Annotated in this window: 21 protein-coding genes, 1 tRNA gene and 1 rRNA gene; 3 read left to right on the top strand and 20 right to left on the bottom strand. The window is 49.9% G+C overall.

The window, feature by feature from the left end:
* Positions 1 to 108: 108 nt before the first annotated feature.
* The 9 genes from ACTRXG_RS16300 to groES form a co-directional block, all read right to left on the bottom strand.
* A complete protein-coding gene (locus ACTRXG_RS16300) occupies positions 109 to 396 on the bottom strand; it encodes an adhesin (RefSeq protein ID WP_474285981.1) in 288 nt (95 codons plus the stop codon).
* Positions 397 to 415: 19 nt separating this feature from the next.
* Positions 416 to 2,170, bottom strand: a complete 1,755-nt coding sequence (gene arsA, locus ACTRXG_RS16295; RefSeq protein WP_474285980.1) for an arsenical pump-driving ATPase — start codon at positions 2,168 to 2,170, stop codon at positions 416 to 418.
* A 15-nt stretch (positions 2,171 to 2,185) separates the two neighbouring features.
* Positions 2,186 to 2,560 (bottom strand): arsenite efflux transporter metallochaperone ArsD, encoded by a 375-nt coding sequence (arsD, locus tag ACTRXG_RS16290; protein WP_474282972.1) that lies wholly within the window; start codon positions 2,558 to 2,560, stop codon positions 2,186 to 2,188.
* 14 nt (positions 2,561 to 2,574) lie between these two features.
* A complete protein-coding gene (gene arsC, locus ACTRXG_RS16285) occupies positions 2,575 to 3,000 on the bottom strand; it encodes an arsenate reductase (thioredoxin) (protein ID WP_474285978.1) in 426 nt (141 codons plus the stop codon).
* A gap of 44 nt (positions 3,001 to 3,044) precedes the next feature.
* Positions 3,045 to 3,389: an ArsR/SmtB family transcription factor gene (locus tag ACTRXG_RS16280; RefSeq protein ID WP_474285976.1), complete on the bottom strand. Its 345-nt coding sequence runs from the start codon at positions 3,387 to 3,389 to the stop codon at positions 3,045 to 3,047.
* A 91-nt stretch (positions 3,390 to 3,480) separates the two neighbouring features.
* Complete coding sequence (locus ACTRXG_RS16275; RefSeq protein WP_474285975.1) at positions 3,481 to 4,455, bottom strand: Gfo/Idh/MocA family protein; 975 nt, start codon at positions 4,453 to 4,455, stop codon at positions 3,481 to 3,483.
* A 190-nt stretch (positions 4,456 to 4,645) separates the two neighbouring features.
* Positions 4,646 to 5,185: an Ltp family lipoprotein gene (locus ACTRXG_RS16270; RefSeq protein ID WP_474285974.1), complete on the bottom strand. Its 540-nt coding sequence runs from the start codon at positions 5,183 to 5,185 to the stop codon at positions 4,646 to 4,648.
* 378 nt (positions 5,186 to 5,563) lie between these two features.
* Positions 5,564 to 7,210 carry a chaperonin GroEL gene (gene groL, locus ACTRXG_RS16265; RefSeq protein ID WP_474285973.1) on the bottom strand — a complete coding sequence of 549 codons (1,647 nt, stop codon included), beginning with the start codon at positions 7,208 to 7,210 and terminating at the stop codon, positions 5,564 to 5,566.
* Positions 7,211 to 7,254: 44 nt separating this feature from the next.
* Positions 7,255 to 7,539, bottom strand: coding sequence for a co-chaperone GroES (gene groES, locus ACTRXG_RS16260; protein WP_474285971.1), 285 nt, complete (start codon positions 7,537 to 7,539; stop codon positions 7,255 to 7,257).
* 349 nt (positions 7,540 to 7,888) lie between these two features.
* On the opposite strand from groES, the gene ACTRXG_RS16255 reads away from it, so the two are divergent.
* Positions 7,889 to 8,614 (top strand): lysostaphin resistance A-like protein, encoded by a 726-nt coding sequence (locus tag ACTRXG_RS16255; RefSeq protein ID WP_474264218.1) that lies wholly within the window; start codon positions 7,889 to 7,891, stop codon positions 8,612 to 8,614.
* Between the two features lies 1 nt (position 8,615).
* On the top strand, positions 8,616 to 8,804 hold the full coding sequence (locus tag ACTRXG_RS16250) for a DUF4305 domain-containing protein (RefSeq protein ID WP_413645747.1): 189 nt from the start codon (positions 8,616 to 8,618) through the stop codon (positions 8,802 to 8,804).
* A 73-nt stretch (positions 8,805 to 8,877) separates the two neighbouring features.
* Here ACTRXG_RS16250 and ACTRXG_RS16245 read toward each other — a convergent pair whose 3' ends face one another.
* Positions 8,878 to 9,525, bottom strand: coding sequence for a redox-sensing transcriptional repressor Rex (locus tag ACTRXG_RS16245; protein WP_474264216.1), 648 nt, complete (start codon positions 9,523 to 9,525; stop codon positions 8,878 to 8,880).
* A 170-nt stretch (positions 9,526 to 9,695) separates the two neighbouring features.
* Between ACTRXG_RS16245 and ACTRXG_RS16240 the strand changes: the two genes are divergently transcribed.
* Positions 9,696 to 11,636, top strand: coding sequence for an ATP-binding cassette domain-containing protein (locus ACTRXG_RS16240; protein WP_474285969.1), 1,941 nt, complete (start codon positions 9,696 to 9,698; stop codon positions 11,634 to 11,636).
* Positions 11,637 to 11,683: 47 nt separating this feature from the next.
* Here the strand turns inward: ACTRXG_RS16240 and tsaD are convergent, their stop codons facing one another.
* The 10 genes from tsaD to pxpB all read right to left on the bottom strand — a co-directional run bounded on the left by tsaD (position 11,684) and on the right by pxpB (position 18,281).
* Positions 11,684 to 12,703, bottom strand: coding sequence for a tRNA (adenosine(37)-N6)-threonylcarbamoyltransferase complex transferase subunit TsaD (gene tsaD, locus ACTRXG_RS16235; RefSeq protein WP_474285966.1), 1,020 nt, complete (start codon positions 12,701 to 12,703; stop codon positions 11,684 to 11,686).
* Positions 12,690 to 13,151: a ribosomal protein S18-alanine N-acetyltransferase gene (rimI, locus tag ACTRXG_RS16230; RefSeq protein WP_474285964.1), complete on the bottom strand. Its 462-nt coding sequence runs from the start codon at positions 13,149 to 13,151 to the stop codon at positions 12,690 to 12,692. The genes tsaD and rimI overlap by 14 nt, the downstream gene beginning before the upstream one ends.
* Positions 13,148 to 13,858, bottom strand: coding sequence for a tRNA (adenosine(37)-N6)-threonylcarbamoyltransferase complex dimerization subunit type 1 TsaB (gene tsaB, locus ACTRXG_RS16225; RefSeq protein WP_474285962.1), 711 nt, complete (start codon positions 13,856 to 13,858; stop codon positions 13,148 to 13,150). The genes rimI and tsaB overlap by 4 nt, the downstream gene beginning before the upstream one ends.
* The gene (gene tsaE, locus ACTRXG_RS16220) at positions 13,839 to 14,312 is read right to left on the bottom strand and encodes a tRNA (adenosine(37)-N6)-threonylcarbamoyltransferase complex ATPase subunit type 1 TsaE (protein ID WP_474282990.1); all 474 of its coding nucleotides are present in this window, start codon (positions 14,310 to 14,312) and stop codon (positions 13,839 to 13,841) included. The genes tsaB and tsaE overlap by 20 nt, the downstream gene beginning before the upstream one ends.
* A gap of 22 nt (positions 14,313 to 14,334) precedes the next feature.
* The gene (gene thiL / locus ACTRXG_RS16215) at positions 14,335 to 15,327 is read right to left on the bottom strand and encodes a thiamine-phosphate kinase (RefSeq protein ID WP_474285960.1); all 993 of its coding nucleotides are present in this window, start codon (positions 15,325 to 15,327) and stop codon (positions 14,335 to 14,337) included.
* Between the two features lie 220 nt (positions 15,328 to 15,547).
* A tRNA-Met gene (locus tag ACTRXG_RS16210) sits at positions 15,548 to 15,624 on the bottom strand.
* A gap of 10 nt (positions 15,625 to 15,634) precedes the next feature.
* Positions 15,635 to 15,751 (bottom strand): 5S ribosomal RNA (rrf, locus tag ACTRXG_RS16205).
* A gap of 78 nt (positions 15,752 to 15,829) precedes the next feature.
* The gene (locus ACTRXG_RS16200; protein WP_474285959.1) at positions 15,830 to 16,801 is read right to left on the bottom strand and encodes a 5-oxoprolinase subunit C family protein; all 972 of its coding nucleotides are present in this window, start codon (positions 16,799 to 16,801) and stop codon (positions 15,830 to 15,832) included.
* Positions 16,798 to 17,562 (bottom strand): LamB/YcsF family protein, encoded by a 765-nt coding sequence (locus ACTRXG_RS16195; protein WP_474285957.1) that lies wholly within the window; start codon positions 17,560 to 17,562, stop codon positions 16,798 to 16,800. The genes ACTRXG_RS16200 and ACTRXG_RS16195 overlap by 4 nt, the downstream gene beginning before the upstream one ends.
* On the bottom strand, positions 17,559 to 18,281 hold the full coding sequence (gene pxpB, locus ACTRXG_RS16190; protein WP_474285955.1) for a 5-oxoprolinase subunit PxpB: 723 nt from the start codon (positions 18,279 to 18,281) through the stop codon (positions 17,559 to 17,561). Before pxpB ends, ACTRXG_RS16195 begins: the two co-directional genes overlap by 4 nt.
* Between the last annotated feature and the right edge of the window lie 160 nt (positions 18,282 to 18,441).

The raw sequence follows: 18,441 nt of genomic DNA, 5'->3' as shown, positions 1-18,441 counted from the left end.
CGTACACCGCCGCGGTCATGCCGGCCGGGCCGGCCCCCGCGATAATCACATCATAAATCCGTTCTTCCGTCATAAAACGACTCCTTTCCTAAATCCTTTATAGCCTGCTTAGCAATTGTTTTCCGGCAGTCCCGTCATGACAAACTGCTGCTGGCCCTCTTCATTATCCTGCACATCAAGCTTTACTGCCTGCACAAATTCCAGCACGCGTTCATCTACCGCAACCTGGATATCGTTAATGTTTTCCACCTGATCTTTTTCTTCCGGCTCGCTCAAGCCAAGGCCAATCTGCGGGGAACAGCATCCCATTCCTTCATAGGCTACCCGGACATGATCGACTTTATTTTCCATCATCAGTGTCTGCAGTACCGTTTTTGCTTCGTTTGTAATCTCCATATTTATTTTCCCCTTCGCGTTAAAATATCGTCTGGGCTTTTTTTCGTGCACTCGCATCCCAGGGAAGCGTAACTATTTTATCTGCCAGATTTTTCTTCACGTAATCAATCCAAAATAGCTCTCTCTTTGCTTTTTCCCGTAGAAGAGGGTCATTCGTTTGCGCAGCTGCAAAGCTTTGGTTGATGACCCACCATTTCGGATAAATGCCAGTACGGCCAAGATCCTGCTGCAGACGCTCCGCTTCAAAGACCGGAGTAGTTTCCGGAAGAGTAAGCAGCAGAAAAGCCGTTTCCTCCGGATTTTTCAGCCTCGGCAGCAGCTGCTTCATAGCCTCAGGCGTATGTCCGCTGCTTCGTTCAATTTCTTTTGTATACTGCTCTGCGTGTTCCAGAAGAAGGAGCGTGTGGCCGGTCGGTGCTGTGTCTATAACCACAATCTCGTTTTCTGCCCGAGCCGCCACTTCTGAAAAAGCCTGAAATACCGCTATTTCTTCTGTGCACGGCGAGGAAAGATCCTCTTCAATGTAGGCCAGCTCAGATGCTGAAACGCCGGCAGCAATGGCTTCGGCTTTTGTGGTTTTCTGATAATCCGACAGTGCCTCTTCCGGATTCACGTGACTGACTGTTAGTAATGGAGAAAGATTATCCAAATCAATAACGCCGGCCAGATGATCCGCCGGATCGGTTGTCGTTAAATGAACAGCGTGGCCTCGTATAGCGAGCTTCGAAGCTACCTCAGCTGCCATCGTCGTTTTCCCGACGCCGCCTTTTCCCATCGTAAATACGAGACGGTATTTTTGCTCTTCAATATCCTGCACCATGTCCTCCACTGTCGTATCCGGACCAGCTTCATGAAGCGACTCAGAATTCTCCGCCGTTGAAGGCTCATCAAATAAATGGGTTAAGAAGGCGGCGCCTGTAGATATCACCGGATGGTAAGGAAGCGTCCAAAGCGTTTTATCTCCGAAGAAAGCAGGGGCCTGGGCCAATGCTTCCTGCTGGGCAGAGGCAAACAAAGAGGCTGTTGCGTCTTCGGTTCCTGCAGGCGTGAACACGCCATTCATTAAAAATACCTGCTCATGCATTCCCATGCTCCCCAGCTCTTCCGCTGTCCGGGCCGCTTCCTCTAAGGAGGAAGTATCCGGATGCGCGACAATGTACACTGTTGTCTGGGCAGCATCTGCGAGCTGTGTGACCGCCTGTTCATACATTGTTTTTTTATCTGCCAGGCCGGATAACGGGCCAAGGCAGGAAGCACCGTGGACACTCGTCTGTAAAAAGTCATCCCAGGCCGATGGCAGCTGCAGCAGGCGAAGCGTATGACCGGTAGGGGCTGTATCAAAAATAATATGGTCATAGTTTTCATGCGGCGCCGTTAACAGCTCTGCAAATTCATTAAAGGCAGCGATTTCAACAGTACACGCTCCCGAAAGCTGTTCTTCCATCTGCGCTACAGCTGTTTCCGGTAAAAGGCTCCGGTACGGACCGACCACTGCTTCTTTGTACGTTTCGGCCGCTTCTCCGGGGTCGATATTGCTTGCATACAGTCCCGGTACGTCCGGCACAGCGGAAGCCCGATTATTCAGCGGCATTTCGAGCACGTCATCCAGGTTCGAGGCCGGATCCGTGCTCACAAGCAGTACCTGCTTACCTTTTCCGGCAAGGTAAGCTGCAAGTGCTGAAGCGGAGGATGTTTTTCCAACGCCGCCTTTACCGGTAAAAAACAAATAGCGGGTATACGTGTGATGATCCGGGTGAAAGCGTTTCGTATTCATCAGGCAAGCCCCTTTTTATTTAGAATAGCGGGTGTTAAACGACAGCTCCACCGTTGGAACGCTTCTTTCCGGCTGAAGCTCTTCGGCCTTTGCCTCAAACCAGTCTGCAAGCTGCTCCACGTCCGGATACTCCGCCGTCATTACGACAGCTCCGTCCTTCATTATAATCGGAAGGGCTTCAATCCCATCGGCAGTGATCCGGTCCGTAATCTCCCCAGCTGCGGCAAATTCTTCAGGCTGATTGGCCAGGTTATAGCGTTCAATATTGTGCCCCTGCTGCTGCAGACGCTCAACCGCAGAAGCGATCCGCACGAGCTCCGGGTCTGTGCCCGGGCCGCATACGCCTGTATCACAGCACATCGCAGGGTCATAAATACGCACCTTCGTCATGCTTATCTTCTCCTCTATTTTACGCTTTCTGCCTGCGAGAAGGCATGGATGCGTTCTTTAATTTCATCACGTACGCGCCGAAAAACCGCCCAGCGTTCTTCCTCGGTGCCTTCTGCTTTTGCCGGGTCATCAAAGCCCCAGTGCTCCCGTGTTACGTGCGGCGGGGTCATTGGGCATTTATCATTGGCATCGCCGCAAAGCGTAACGACCATATCTGCATTATTCAAATAATCCATGTCAATCATGTTCGATTCCTGAGTGGAAATATCGATGCCTACTTCGTTCATGGCCTCTACCGCTTTTGGATTCAGGCCGTGGGCTTCAATACCAGCGCTCCGTACCTCCCAATCATTTCCCAGGTAATAATGGCCAAATCCTTCAGCCATCTGACTGCGGCAGGAATTACCCGTACATAAAAAATACATTTTCTTTTTACTCATTACTGAACCCTCATTTCATAAATTATTGGTTCGTGCAGCGGCGCTCAGTCACAGTTGATGCGCAGTCCGTCCCGTTCCAGCTGCTGTAGCTTTTCGTTCTGGTCGGGCACATGGTGGAGAATATCCTCCACCACGCCCGCGGAAGGATGCTCCCGGTTAAATGAATAAAAAATCCAGTGCCCCTTCCGCTGTTCTTTGACGAGGCCAGCGTCCCGGAGCTTTCTGAGATGCTGGCTAACCGACGACTGGGACATATCCAGAAGCTCCACGAACTCGCATACGCAGCATTCGTGGTTCTGTACAAGGCTGACAATGGAAAGACGTGTGTTGTCTCCCAACAGCTTCAGCACAGAAGCAGTGTCCTTGATTTCCGGTTTAATCTTTTCCATACGTTCACCTACCATCGTTTTATTATATAAGCATATGCTAATATAAAAATCACTGAACGTCAATGAATAATGCTTAACGTCCAGTGTGCTTTTAATAATATTCTTTAACAAGCTCTTCCATTACCTGATTAGTACGTAAGGCTGTTTTGCCGGTACTTGGACAGACACCTTCTCCAAGCAGTTCATCCACCATAGACTGAATGTGATAATACTGGATATGTTTAGGGTGCTCGATATGAAAAGTCTCTTCCCCGGCTTCGTTTAGAAGGATGACCGGCTTATCGTCAAATGTAGAGAAGCGTATTTCTCCTTTTGTTCCGACGATACGGTTGTCATCTTCATTTTTATATGAGGAGAAATTCCATACGCCTATCCCAACAGCACCGCTCTCAAATTTCCATGTGCCGCTTACCGTATCTTCCGCCGGGTAGGAATCAGCCAGGTTCACCGCAGAACCCTTTACATCACTCAAAGGCCCGAGCAGGTAATCAAAAAGATCCAGCGTATGGGATCCGACATCATAGAAAAGTCCTGCGCCGCTCTTTTCAGGGATTACTCTCCACGGCCATTCTCCATTTTCGTCTTTTTGGACGATTTTCTGGTTCTGCTGGATAGAAGCAAACCGAACCTCTCCAATGCTTTCAGCATCCAGCAGTTCTTTTATTTTTCTAAAACGCGGAAGTGATCTTCTATAGTAGGCAACAAATAATGGAACACCGTTATTTTCGCAGGCTTTTATCATTTCTGCGCATTCGTCTGTGCTGTTTGCCATCGGCTTTTCTACATATACAGGCTTGCCTGCTTCGGCAGCCATGATCGTGTATTCCCTGTGCGAAGAAGGCGGTGTCGCAATATAAATGGCATCCACTTCGTCGTCATGGATTAAATCCTCCGCTTTATCATACCACCTGGGAACACCGTGACGTTCTGCATAGTCTCTCGCCTTTTCTCCATTTCTTCGCATCACCGCCTGCAGGGAGCTGTTTTCGGCCAGCTGAAAGGCCGGCCCGCTTTTAACCTCTGTTACATTACCACACCCTATGATGCCCCATCGTACATTTTTCATATCGTTTCCTCCCAAATACAAAAATTCATGCTAAAGATTTTGCATATATAAATCGAATGCCCATATTAAATCATACACTAACCATAAAATAAAAAAACCCAAAAGAGAAGACACCCATTTTATTGTGCAAGCCACTGCCCATGAATAAAGGGAGCAGCTTTTGCTGTCCCCCTTAAACTCAATATGTCTATTACAAACCGACTTGGCCGGCAGCATAGGTGGCGTGCTCTGTGCTGAACCCCTCATAGGTCAATTGGTCGATCAAGCCCTGTCTTGAAAAAGAACTGTACTCAAGATAATTCTCCGCACTGCTAACTGCCTGCTCCTGAGAAACAGATCCGCTGGATTCTTCTTCATCCCGGCGCTCTTCCTCTTCCCTGGCTTCCTGTTCGGCTTCTTCTTCAGCCTCGCGCTCTTCCTCTTCCCTGGCCTCCTGCTCAGCTTCCTCTTCAGCCTGACGTTCTTCCTCTTTCCTGGCTTTCTTTTCTTCGTTATTTTTTTGCTTGTCAGCTTCTTGTTCATCCTTAGCTGCTGTAGCATCTTCCGCTTCTAATTCAGCAGCATCTTCCTCCGTATTTTCACTAGCTATTTCTGTAGAAGATTCGGTTGGAACTAATATAGCAAATAAAATTAAAGCATAAATAATTGAAGCCGTAATCATCTTCCACATCACACCGGAACGATACCCCGGAATACGCTTATACCATTTTTTCTTTTCTGTATACCTCATTAAAATCCCCCCTTTTTTACATATATCGGCTAAATTTTACCATATTAAAGTAAAGACGGAAATCTACTAGGAGAGAGCTTTTAGATGATTTTGACTGCATCGAAGAGAGAATTGGGAGAGGTTATTGAGAACTTTACGATTATTAGATTTTCCGAATACCCAGTTTACTTTTTTAGCGATCGGGTTGATTGTCTAACAGGTACTAGCCTTCTCTCCTTATGACTAAAAACAAATAAAAAAGCTTCCCACAAGTTCAGTGAACTCATGAGAAGCTTAAAGTAAAACCTATTTGAATGTTAGCAAAATGTGAGCATTCAGGCCATTTTAACCTTCCCTATCGAGAAGAACCCTTACTACATAAGGGTTGGGCGAGCGACATTACATCATGCCGCCCATTCCGCCCATGCCACCCATGTCTGGCATGCCGCCGCCGGCACCGCCGCCGTTTTCTTCTGGGATGTCGGCGATAACTGCTTCGGTTGTCAGGAACATGGAGGATACGGACGAAGCGTTTTGAAGCGCCGAGCGGGTAACTTTTGTAGGGTCGACAATGCCTGCGTCTACCATGTTCACCCATTCGCCGGTCGCTGCGTTATAGCCGTGTCCAACTGCTTCTGTTTTCAGACGCTCAACGATAACGGAGCCTTCAAGGCCTGCGTTATGCGCAATCTGACGGAGTGGTTCTTCGAGGGCACGGAGAACGATTTTCACGCCGGTTGCTTCGTCGCCTGTTGTGTTATTCATTTCTTCTTCTACTTTTTTGTAGACGTTCATCAGCGCGGTACCGCCACCGGAGACAATACCTTCTTCTACCGCTGCGCGTGTAGAGCTGAGGGCGTCTTCGATGCGGAGCTTGCGCTCTTTCATTTCAGTTTCAGAAGCTGCGCCGACTTTAACAACGGCTACGCCGCCTGCAAGCTTCGCGAGGCGCTCCTGAAGTTTTTCACGGTCAAATTCGGAAGTGGTTTCTTCCATCTGCGTACGCAGCTGCGTTACACGTGCACCGATCGTCTGCGGATCGCCGCTTCCTTCTACGATTGTTGTGTTGTCTTTATCGATCGTGATTTTGTTGGCGTGGCCGAGCTGGTCGATTGTCGCAGTTTTCAGGTCAAGGCCTACATCTTCGGTAATAACCGTACCACCGGTAAGTGTGGCGATATCTTCAAGCATTGCTTTACGACGGTCGCCAAAGCCTGGTGCTTTCACTGCTACTGCGTTGAATGTTCCGCGCAATTTGTTTACCACGAGCGTTGCCAGTGCTTCGCCTTCCACATCTTCTGCGATGATAAGGATTGGACGGTTCTGCTGTACGACCTGTTCAAGCAGCGGAAGTACTTCCTGAATACTTGTGAGCTTTTTGTCCGTGATTAAAATATACGGGTTATCGAGCTCTGCCGTCATGGATTCGTTGTCTGAAACCATGTATGGAGACGCATAACCGCGGTCAAACTGCATACCTTCCACAACTTCAAGCTCCGTGTCAAGGCCGCGGGACTCTTCGACTGTGATAACGCCGTCGTTGCCCACGCGCTCCATTGCTTCTGCAATGATCTGGCCGATTTCTTCAGAGCCTGCAGAAATTGCGCCAACCTGCGTGATGGATTCTTTGCCTTCAATTGGCTTGCTTACTCTGCGCAGCTCTTCTACAGCTACCTTCGTTGCGTTTTCCATACCACGGCGGATGCCCATTGGGTTTGCACCGGAGGTAACGTTTTTCAGGCCTTCCTGAATCATGGATTGTGCAAGAACGGTTGCTGTTGTTGTACCGTCACCGGCAATGTCGTTCGTTTTGCTTGCAACCTCGGATACGAGCTGCGCGCCCATGTTTTCGAAGTTGTCTTCGAGTTCGATTTCTTTGGCGATGGTTACACCGTCATTGGTGATAAGCGGGGAACCGAACTTTTTTTCCAAAACAACGTTGCGGCCTTTCGGTCCAAGCGTTACTTTTACAGCGTTTGCGAGTTCGTCCACACCGCGGAGCATCGCGCGGCGGCCGTTTTCACTAAACTTAATGTCTTTAGCCATGATGAAATCCTCCTAATGTAATAATGATTTCGATATGAAGCTGATTACTGAACTACAGCGAGGATGTCGCTTTCGCGAACGATTAAATAATCTTTGCCGTCGTATTTTACTTCTGTGCCTGCAAACTTCGAATATACGACGATATCGCCTTCGTTTACTTCCGGCGTTACGCGTTCACCGTTGTCTTTTACAGCACCGGCACCTACGGAAACCACGCGTCCCTCCTGTGGCTTCTCTTGGGCGGAGTCCGGCAGCACAATACCGCCAGCGGTTTTTTCTTCTGATTCTACCTGTTCGAGTACGAGTCGATCACCTAAAGGCTTTAACAAGGAAAACAACCTCCTTAGAATATTTTCATCGTCCGTTATATGTAACGGGAACGACAGTAACAACATTGTTGTTAGCACTCTTTGCCTCCGAGTGCTAAACCCACTTATTATATTAATCAACCTGGGCATTGTTTGCAAGAGGGAAGCGAAAATTTTTTCTGTTTTTTCCCACTCCAGCGCTTGATGGCACCTGAATTCACATTCCCTGCTAATCGTTTTATTAACCTTCTATTTTAAAATTGTCATAAATTCGCAAGCGCTCTCTTTATTCTTCCTGCAGGTACCTGTGATACAATTAGAGCGTTCGAAACTGGATTTAACCGAGAGAGATTAGGAGTGATCCCCTTCCATGGCCGCACGTTACTGGAGCATTGTTATTATTTATGTACTTATGCAGCTTTCGGGCATCGTTGCCGTCCCGGCCCTTTTGGCTGTAGGCAGCTTTGATTCCGCACAGCAGGCTTCGTACTTCTGGATTTTTGCGAGCTTTATCGTCGCTTTGATTGTTATTTTGATTCTGCTGATTCCTGAAAGAGGCCAGAGTCTTGCGTTTAATAAGCCAAAAATGCCGTGGCCGAATTCCGTCGCCTGGATTTTTATCGGGTTCGCTCTCGCCTACGCCGGTCAGATCGTTGCCGGTTTGATCGAACAAAACCTGCTCGGCATCGATACGGCGTCTGAAAACACGGCGCAGATCATCGAGCTTGTTAACAGCATGCCGGCCTTTGTTATTATTGTAGCCGTGATCGGACCGATTCTCGAAGAGCTGGTGTTCCGTAAAGCTATATTCGGCTCGCTGTACAAACGAACAAACTTTTTTATTGCCGCTATTATCAGCTCCCTGATATTTGCTGCTGTGCATTTGGATTTCACCCACCTGCTCGTTTACACTATGATCGGCTTTGTGTTCGCTTATTTGTATGTCAAAACCGGCCGCATCATCGTGCCGATAATCGTCCACTCCATCATGAACGCATTTGTGGTCGGTATTCAGGTATTGTTCCAGGATGAAATCGAACGCATTATGCGTGAAGCCGAGAGTGCACTTATTCTGCTTGTTCAGGGGTTGATGTAATATGAAAGCTTCTACCGCTGCCCTTTTTTACTTTGTGCTCGGCGGAGTCCTGCTGATGTTTACGTACTTTTCCGTCAGCGAGTCCTCCTGGTCGTTCTGGAGCATTCTGCTCGCTGCCTTTGCCGCCTACGACCTCGTAATGGGGTTCAACTATCTGCGCCTCATGTCGGAGCAGAAAAAGAAGAAATAGCAAAAGGGACCGCCTGAATGTTGGCCGGTCCCTTTTTTATGGGTCAGTATAAATGAAGTATCCTGCTGACAGCCTATTCGTTGTCCAGCGGATAATTTTTCAGAAAGTACACGAGCGTCTGCAGCTCGATGGCAAGATCAATATGATGCACGCGCACAGACGCAGGGACGGATAAGCGCGCCGGGGTAAAGTTCAGAATACCGCTGATGCCTGCCTCCACCAGTTTTTCTCCAGTCGTCTGGGCGGCGGCGGACGGCACGGTGAGCATTGCTACGGAAACGTTATGCTCTTCAAGCTTCTCCGCCAGATCATCGGTATGATACACCGGCACATTTCCAATCTGCTCTCCCACCATGTCTTTATTGATATCAAATGCAGCCACAATCCGGGTGTTTTCATTTTTGGAGAAATTGTAGCGAAGCAGCGCCTTCCCGAGGTTCCCGACGCCGAGAAGTACGACGTCTGTCGCCTCATCCTGGTCCAGGGTAGTCCGGAAAAACGACAGCAGGTACTGTACATTGTAGCCGTACCCTTTCTTGCCGAGCGCGCCGAAATATGAAAAATCCCGGCGGATTGTTGCCGAATCCACCTTGACCGCTTCACTCAATTCGGTTGAAGAAACGCGGGTTTTGCCTGTTGCATACAGGCTTTCCAGAAATCGATAATATAGGGGCAGCCGCTTTGCGGTTGCCTGCGGAATTTTTTGCTGGTCTGTATTCATAATTATTTCCACCTAAATGTATTGTCATTGTCTGTAGACAGTATAGCATGCGTCCCTATGAAAACGTACCGAAACGCTTACCTGCAGCAAGACGTATCCTATTTCGCGTTTCGCCGAAAAGTACGATACACTGATACTATCAGAGTTGTTATTAAAGGAGCTATATAAATATGATTTTACTTCAATGTTCGGGTGTCACCAAGTCTTTTGGGGCAGAAACCGTACTTGATCAAATAAAACTCGAGGTAAAGGAAGGCGAACGGGTGGCCCTGGTCGGCAAAAACGGGGCCGGCAAATCCACTCTCCTGAAAATTCTTGCCGGTGAATCCTCGTATGATTCCGGCTCGATCACGATGCCAAAGGGCACGACATTCGGGTATCTTGAACAGCATACCGGCCTTAACAGCGATAAAACGATGTGGGATGAAATGCTTGATGTTTTTACCCACCTGCAAAAAGCTGAAGCGGAGCTGCGTCGTATGGAGGCGAAAATGTCCGAGCCCGATATTATTGACGATGCCAGAGCCTATGAAAAGCTGATGGCCGACTACGACCAGCGCCAGCAGGAATTCGAAGCCCGCGGCGGCTACCGCTACGAGTCTGACATCCGCACGGTGCTGGCGGGTCTTGGCTTTGGCAGCTTCTCCCTCGACACGCCGGTGCAGTCGTTAAGCGGCGGCCAGAAGACCCGTCTTGCTCTCGGCAAGCTGCTCCTGGCCAAGCCGGAGCTCTTAATTCTTGACGAGCCGACCAACCATCTCGATATGGATACCCTGCGCTGGCTCGAGCAGTATTTAAGCAGTTATCCGGGGGCTGTCCTGATCGTTTCCCACGACCGGTATTTTCTGGACCAGATCGTAACGAAGGTATACGAAATTATTCATAAGAAAGCCCGTTTGTTCTACGGCAACTACAGTGCCTTTCAGGAAAAACGGGCCGAGCTGTTTGAACAGGAAATGCAGGCCTATGAAAAGCAGCAGAAGGAAATTTCTGAGCTTGAAGACTTCGTGCAGAAAAATATTGTACGCGCGTCTACGACAAAACGGGCCCAGAGCCGGCGGAAAAAGCTCGAAAAAATGGATAAGCTCGACAAACCGCAGCGGGACGGCAAATCCGCTACTCTGCGCTTCGACATCGACCGTCAGAGCGGCAACGATGTATTGAAAGCAGAAGACCTCACCTTCCGTTTTGACGACAAAGCGCCCGTGTTCGAACGTTTAAATGTCCGGGCCCAGCGCGGCGAGAGCATTGCGCTGATTGGACCAAACGGGACGGGGAAAAGTACCTTTTTAAAAACGATCAAGGGAGACTTTGAACCGGATGAAGGACATATTCAGCTCGGAAGTAAAGTAGATCTCGGCTATTACGACCAGCAGCAGGCCGAACTGAATTCAGGCAAAACCGTCCTGCAGGAGCTGTGGGATGAATATCCGCTCGAAAACGAAAAGGATATTCGTACCGTGCTCGGCCAGTTTTTATTTACCGGCGAAGATGTGCTGAAGCAGGTGTCCGATCTAAGCGGCGGCGAAAAAGCGCGCCTCTCGCTCGCCAAAATGATGATGCAGAAGTCGAATTTTCTGCTGCTTGACGAGCCGACCAACCATCTCGATCTCGACAGCAAGGAAGTGCTCGAAGACGCTCTGATTGATTACCCGGGAACAATTTTGTTTGTTTCCCACGACCGGTACTTTCTGAACCGGATTGCAACACGCATTCTCGAAATGGGGGACGGCGACGTCCGCAACTACATCGGAGATTATGATTACTATTTGTTCAAAAAAGAAGAAGAACGGGAAAAAGCAGCGCTTCAGGCCGAGCGTGAAGGACCGAAGCAGGAGGATGCCGGTGCGGCTAAATCCTCATTTGCAGACGACAAAGCAGCCAAGCGGGAGGCCCGCAAACGGCAGCGCCGCATCGAGCAGATTGAACAGGATATTGAAGCCAAGGAACAGCTCGTCGAGGAGCAGGAAGCAGCTCTTTTCGAGCCCGACGTATACGAAGACCATGAAAAGGCCGCCGGCTATCAGACCTCAATCAATGAACTGAGAGGCGAGCTAGAGCAGCTGATGGAGGAATGGGAAGAGCTGCAGCTCGAAGAATCCAGCTCCTAGTTACAGCAAAACCCGTGTTCTCTGCAAAAGAGAGCACGGGTTTTTTGTTACGTATGAAGCGGCAGGCCGGGCACCCCGTTTAAATCCATGCCTGAAAAATTTCCCTTTTTCCAGTTGATATAGGCGGCAGCTCCGATCATGGCTGCATTATCGGTACATAAATAAAGCGGCGGGATCTGCAGCTTTATGCCGCTCTCTCTGAATTTTTCTTCCATCGCAGCCCGCAGACCGCTGTTGGCTGCCACACCTCCGACTACCATTACCTGTCTGGCTCCGCAGGCTTCTGCCGCTCGGGCCGTTTTCTCCGTCAGCACGGTAATGACGCTCTGCTGAAAGCTTGACGCAACGTCTGCCGGAGCTAGTTCTTCCCCACGCTGGCGGGCATTGTGGAGTGTATTCATGACGGCTGATTTCAATCCGCTGAAGCTGAAATCATACGAACCTTCCTCAAGCCACGCCACAGGCAGCGGTACGGTCGGTGCTCCGGTTTTAGCCAGTTTGTCGAGCTCCGGGCCGCCGGGATACGGCAGGCCGAGAGTACGTGCGACTTTATCATATGCTTCTCCCACGGCATCATCTCTTGTCTGGCCGAGCAGCTCATACTCCCCTTCTTCTTTGATCAGCACCAGCTCCGTATGGCCGCCGGATACGACGAGGGCAAGAGCTGGGTACTCCCACTCCGCCTCGAGCCGGGTCGCCTGAATATGACCCGCAATATGGTGAACGCCGATCAACGGCAGCCCCTTCGCGTAGGCTGTCGCTTTTGCGGCGTTCACGCCGACAAGAAGCGCCCCGACAAGTCCCGGGCCTTCCGTTACCGCCACGGCGGACAAATCAGAAAATGAGCTTCCTGCTTCCTCGAGTGCCTGCTCCATTACCTGGGTGATGGATTCCGCATGATGTCTCGAAGCGACCTCGGGCACAACGCCGCCAAAACGTTTATGGCTTTTCATCTGGGAGAGGACGACGTTGGACCGGATCTCGGTGCCGTTTCTGATAACTGCCGCAGCTGTTTCGTCACAGCTCGTTTCCACAGCCAAAATATCTATTGGTTCATGCTCGTTCATTCATATTCACCCACATTACTATCGCATTTTCATTATTGTCCATATAATAATTTTTTCGCACACCGCCGGGCACGAATCCGAATTTATCGTACAGGTTCCTGGCCGTTTCATTGGTTTCACGCACTTCGAGCGTCATCGTACGGGCCCCGTATGTGTAGGCAAGCTCCATTAAATTGGCCAGCAGCTCCTGGCCAATTTTCCGTCCGCGGTAGCGTGAATGCACCGCAATGTTGGTTACATGCGCCTCGTCAATGACGATCCACACCCCGCAGTAGCCGACAATTCTGCCTGCGACTTCCGCCACCAGATAATGGGCAAACTGGTTGTTGTACATTTCATTTTCAAACGCTCGCCGGCTCCACGGCATCGAGAAGGCGTTGTGTTCTACTTCCATCACGTTGTCTATATCGTCGGCACTCATCATCCGGATCATTATTTCTGCTTTCATTCGGATCTCCCGCTTTGGGCTTTCTGCCAATTTTTTTCTGCTTCGGCAAGCTGGGCATATTCCGGCACCACTGCGTGTGCATCCTGTGCTTCGCCGGCGGTGCGGGCGATCCGGATAATTTCCGTTGGACGGATTGTCTGTTTCGTCCAGTCTGCAAAAAACGCCCGGCTACCAAGTCGTTCCCGGATCAGCTCCTGCCGGCTCTCCGTGTCCTCTCCGACAAACAGAATTTGTTCCTGGGTTTGCTCCAGCACCTCGAGCCATTCCGGGAGCAGAATGATCTGGTCTTTCATTTGGCGTACTACTGCGTTTTCTTCCGCACTTCCGGAAAAAGCCGCCGTGTAGACCTGATTTCTTCGCGCATCAATTAGTGGAGAAACGAGACCTGGAAATCCTAGACCGTTTTGGGCAAATACCTGAAGCGTTGATACGGGATAAAGCGGGATATTTAAAGCCCAGGCCAATGATTTGGCTGTTGTTACTCCGATGCGCACGCCGGTGTAGGAGCCTGGCCCGGTCGTTACTGCCACCGCATCCAGATCTTCCGGGCCAACACCGCTTTCTTTCATCAGTGATTCCACCGCCGGCATCAGACGGACGGAATGATTTTTTTTAATGTTGGTAGTATATTCTCCGAGAATTTTCTGTTCATCTGCAAGGGCGATGCCCAGCACGTGCGTGGATGTGTCAATTGCGAGCATTTTCATCGTTCTGCAACTCCTTCATCTTTGCCTTCCACCGCTCGCCAACGGCTGTCAAAGTCAATTGCCTGCTCGTTTCCCCGGTGTATTGAATATCTATTTCCAGACGATCCTCCGGCCATTCTTCCAGACGAACCGGCCATTCCAACAGTGATACTCCACCTGCCTCAAAGTATTCTTCAATGCCGATTTCCTCTGCTTCCTCCTCTGACAGCCGATAAAGGTCAATATGAAACAAAGGCAGCCGTCCTTGATATTCTTTAACGATCGTAAAGCTCGGGCTATTCACCATTGTGGTAACTTCCAGGCCTCTGGCAAAGCCTTTGGCAAAATGTGTTTTCCCTGCTCCGAGACTGCCGACCAGCCATATTTTTTCATCTGCCTCCGCGTATCGGCCCAAAAGCTCTCCCCACGCCGCCGTTTCCTCCGGAGACGAAGTGTGGATGACCCACTCTGTCATAGCGTTTCTTCCTTTCTGCTGCTTATGATGGACGAAAATGATTATAGCCTGATTTTTCCAGCTTTGTGCGGGAGCCGTTTTCCTGGAGGAACACTTCTCCATTCCCCTCTGAAACCTTTCCAATCGCATACAGTGCAAGTCCGGCTTGCTCGAATCTCCTGCTGAGCTTTTCCCAATCGGAAGAAGGAGCCGTTCCGACCAGTTCGAAATCTTCTCCGCCGTAAAACATATGCTTTTTCATTGTTTGAATCTCCAGCTGCTCCATAGCTTCGTGGACGGGAAGCCCGGAAAAGTCCAGTTCCATCGAAACACCGCTCGCCTCCGCAAGCTCACAGCATTCGCTTGCCAGCCCGTCACTTATATCATTCAAGGCAATACGGCCACCGCATTCCACCAGCAGACGTCCTGCCTCCACCTGGGGCACCGGCCGCTGATGATAGGCAATCAATGCTTTTTCCCGCTCAGAGTATGCCCCGTCCCTTGTCCGTTCGAGCAGAAGCTCGAGTCCGGCAGCGGACATACCGACCGGTCCGGTTAAAAACACAATATCATCAGGTTCCGCAGAGCTTCGTAGCAGCTGCTGTTTTTCTTCCACCGCACCGATCACCGTAATACTCACCATTAAGTCGCGACGCGAGGATACCGTATCTCCGCCAATCATATCCATCTGATAGCGTGCACCCAGTTCATTCATTCCCCGGTACAGTTCGTTTAATTCCTCTTCGGACCAGCCAGGCGTTATTGCAATCGATATCACGTAAAAATGTGGCACGCCTCCCATGGCAGCGACGTCGCTAATGTTTGCAGCCAGCGCTTTAAAACCGATATCGAATGGTTTCATCGTATCTTTTCGAAAATGCACGTCTTCAATCATCGTATCCACGCAGACAATTTCATTCATATGCGCAAGCGGCCGGTACACCGCCGCGTCATCACCTATTCCTACTTCCAGCCGTTCCTGGAAGGTCCGTGTTGGCCTTCGTTCATTAATCCAGTCAAATTCATCGTTTGGCATAAACTGCTCCTCAATGATCTCTCATAATAGTCTCCTGCTAGTTTATCGTATTCTTGCAATCGCGTACAGTAAACGAAAAAAGCACCTCTTCGCTTTTATCCAAAAACTACCCTCTGTGCGTACTGCACAAAGAGTAGTTTGGTTTCCGGCTTCATTTATTGCAATTTATTTCATAAAAAAAAGCCTTTAAGGCTTTAAGGCTTTAATGGATTAGTATAATTGGTTGCGGGAGGAGGATTTGAACCTCCGACCTCCGGGTTATGAGCCCGACGAGCTACCAGACTGCTCTATCCCGCGATTTGGTATAGCGCGGCGACGATCTACTTTCACGGGGGGAGAACCCCCGGCTATCATCAACGCTGAAGAGCTTAACTTCCGTGTTCGGCATGGGAACGGGTGGATCCTCTTCGCTGTTGTCACCGCACTATGCATGGTGTCTCTCAACAAGACAATTATTATCTTACCACGCAGGATAAATGAGCACAAGGGGTTTTTAAATATTTTATCGCCATTTTTTATTATTCACAGCAAAGTACACGTCTTCGAGCGAACGATGCATCTGCCTGAAAGCGATTCGCGCTTCCTCAAGCGTTACCTGCTCAAACACCACAGAAGCATTTGGCTGCAGTTGGGCAGCTTTCGATAAATCGGCACTGATGACATTTAACACACGGGCGTAACCTCCCGTCGTCTGCCGGTCAGCCATTAAAATCATCGGCTGGCCGTCTGATGCCAGCTGAATAGTTCCAAACGCCACCCCGTCCGATATAATATCCCCAGTACCACGCAAAGACACTTCCGGACCCTGGAGCCGGATACCCATCCGATCAGCTTCCTGGGTCACCACATAAGCTTCCCGGAGCAGTCTCTTTCCAGCTTCCGCTGTTAATTTATCAAATTCCGGACCAGCCACTACCCGGAGCATCTGTTGTTTTTCATAAACTGGAATACTCGCTGGGGGGAGCCGGCGTTCAAAGGGCTTTGGAGCAGCACTTACGTTGCCGCGATACAGGGTATCGCCGCTTTCAAGCTCACGGCCCTCCATTCCTCCTATGCCAGCTTTTGTGTATGTCGAGCGGCTTCCTAAAACGATTGGTACCTCCAGGCCTCCCGCAATACAAAAGTAGGCACGTGCTCCGTGTGCCGGGCCGTTAAAGGTCAGTTCGTCTCCTGCGTAAACTTTTCTCGTTGCCCACATTGGAATGGGTTCTTTATTTACTTCCGGCTGCAAGTTTCCACCTGTAACCGCAATAACCGTCTCCTCGTGAAACGTAAGGGTCGGTCCCATTAAGGTCAGCTCCAGTCCGGCTGCGGACAAATAGTTGCCGCAGAGAATGTTCCCCATCCGGAGCGCATACAGATCCATGGCTCCGGAGACCGGTACGCCGAGGTGCTGGTATCCGGTCCGGCCTGTATCCTGGATAGTCGTAAAGAGCCCTGCTTTTTGTACGGTGCAGGCAGGCGTTTTGTTCATATAAATTCCCCCGCTGCCTGCACCGATGCTCCCCGGTACTCCAACCACTCCCTTAAATGTTGAATAAACAGAACCGCCTGTTCGTTATCCCCGTGCACACATATGGTATCTGCTTCCATAGATACAACTGTGCCGTCCACTGCTTTAACAGCTCCCTTTTGAAGGACCTCGAGCACCTGGGCGGCGGCCTCTTCAGGTTCATAGATAAATGCATTTTTCTCTGTTCTCGGGGTCAATGTGCCTTCAGCTGTGTACGTACGATCCGCAAATACTTCCTTTGCCACCCTCAAGCCTTGTCTTTCCCCTGCTGCCTGCAGTTCTGTATGAACAGGGGCAAATAAAAGGAGATTTTCATTAAAACCCTTCACTGCCCGCGCCACTCCGCTGGCAGCAGCGGGATCGCGAAGAGCAGCGTTGTATAAGGCCCCGTGCGGTTTTACATGCTGCATCTGCACGTCCGCTGCACAGCAGAAGGCATGGAGAGCCCCAATTTGATAGAGGCAAAGCTGATAAATTTCTTCTTCATCCATCGCTATGTATCTGCGGCCAAACCCTTCTTTATCCAAAAAGCCGGGGTGGGCACCGACGGCCGTACCATACTGTTTGGCAAGAGCAACTGTACGCGCCATCACTGCCGAATCGCCCGCATGACCTCCGCAGGCAACGTTCGCCGATGACACTAAAGGAAGCACCTTCTGATCCATGCCCAGGGTATAAATACCGTAACTTTCCCCCAGGTCACAATTTAGATCAATGATCATACCTCTCCCTCCTCTTCTACACGGATGCTGTACCCTCCACGGCCGATAGATTTTTCAATTTCAGCGTATTCCTTATATGCGACAGGCTCAAACCGGAGCAGATGGCCCGGGGTTAGAAGCGCAGGTTTATCGTGCGCTGCATTGAACAAAGGCACCGGAGTTTTACCAATAATGTTCCATCCTCCCGGACTGTCAATCGAATACACACCTGTCTGAGCGTCGGCTATGCCAACAGATCCGGCTTCCACTTTTCCTCTTGGTGTTTCCAGGCGGGGAGTATGAAGTCGTTCATCAAGCCCGCCGAGATAAGGAAAACCCGGAGTAAAGCCCAGCATATAAATAAAATAGGATGAACTGCTGTGCAGCTCCACCACTTCGTCTACAGACAGTTCGTTATCTGCTGCAAGACGTTCGATATCCTGTCCAAATGATACGTCATAACAAACCGGCAGATAGTAGGTTTTCATTGCACCTTCCGATGCTCTGTCCATACGCTCAAATACGTTATAAATGAGTTCGTAAAGACGTTCGTACTGTATTTGCAGGGGGTTATAATAGACAGTCAATGCGCGGTAGCCTGGAACACACTCACTCATCCCCTCCGGCCATTCTTTTGTTAAAGCTTCATACAGCCGGTGGACCTTTCGGTTCACGGAGGGAGAAATCACATTTTCAAATTGCACACTTAAGGCATGATCCCCGATAGGCACAATATCCATATAGCTTTTCTCCCTCCTAATGATTAGTATGTTTATTGTAGCATAGAGAAAAAGGAAAAAAATATAAAAAAACCGCTTCCCCGAAAAGGGAAACGGTTGAACTCGCCCGGCAGCGATCTACTTTCACGGGGGGAGAACCCCCGGCTATCATCAACGCTGA

The sequence above is a fragment of the Marinococcus sp. LNSP9103-4 genome (assembly GCF_056034345.1).
This window is presented reverse-complemented; position numbering and strand designations above follow the sequence as displayed.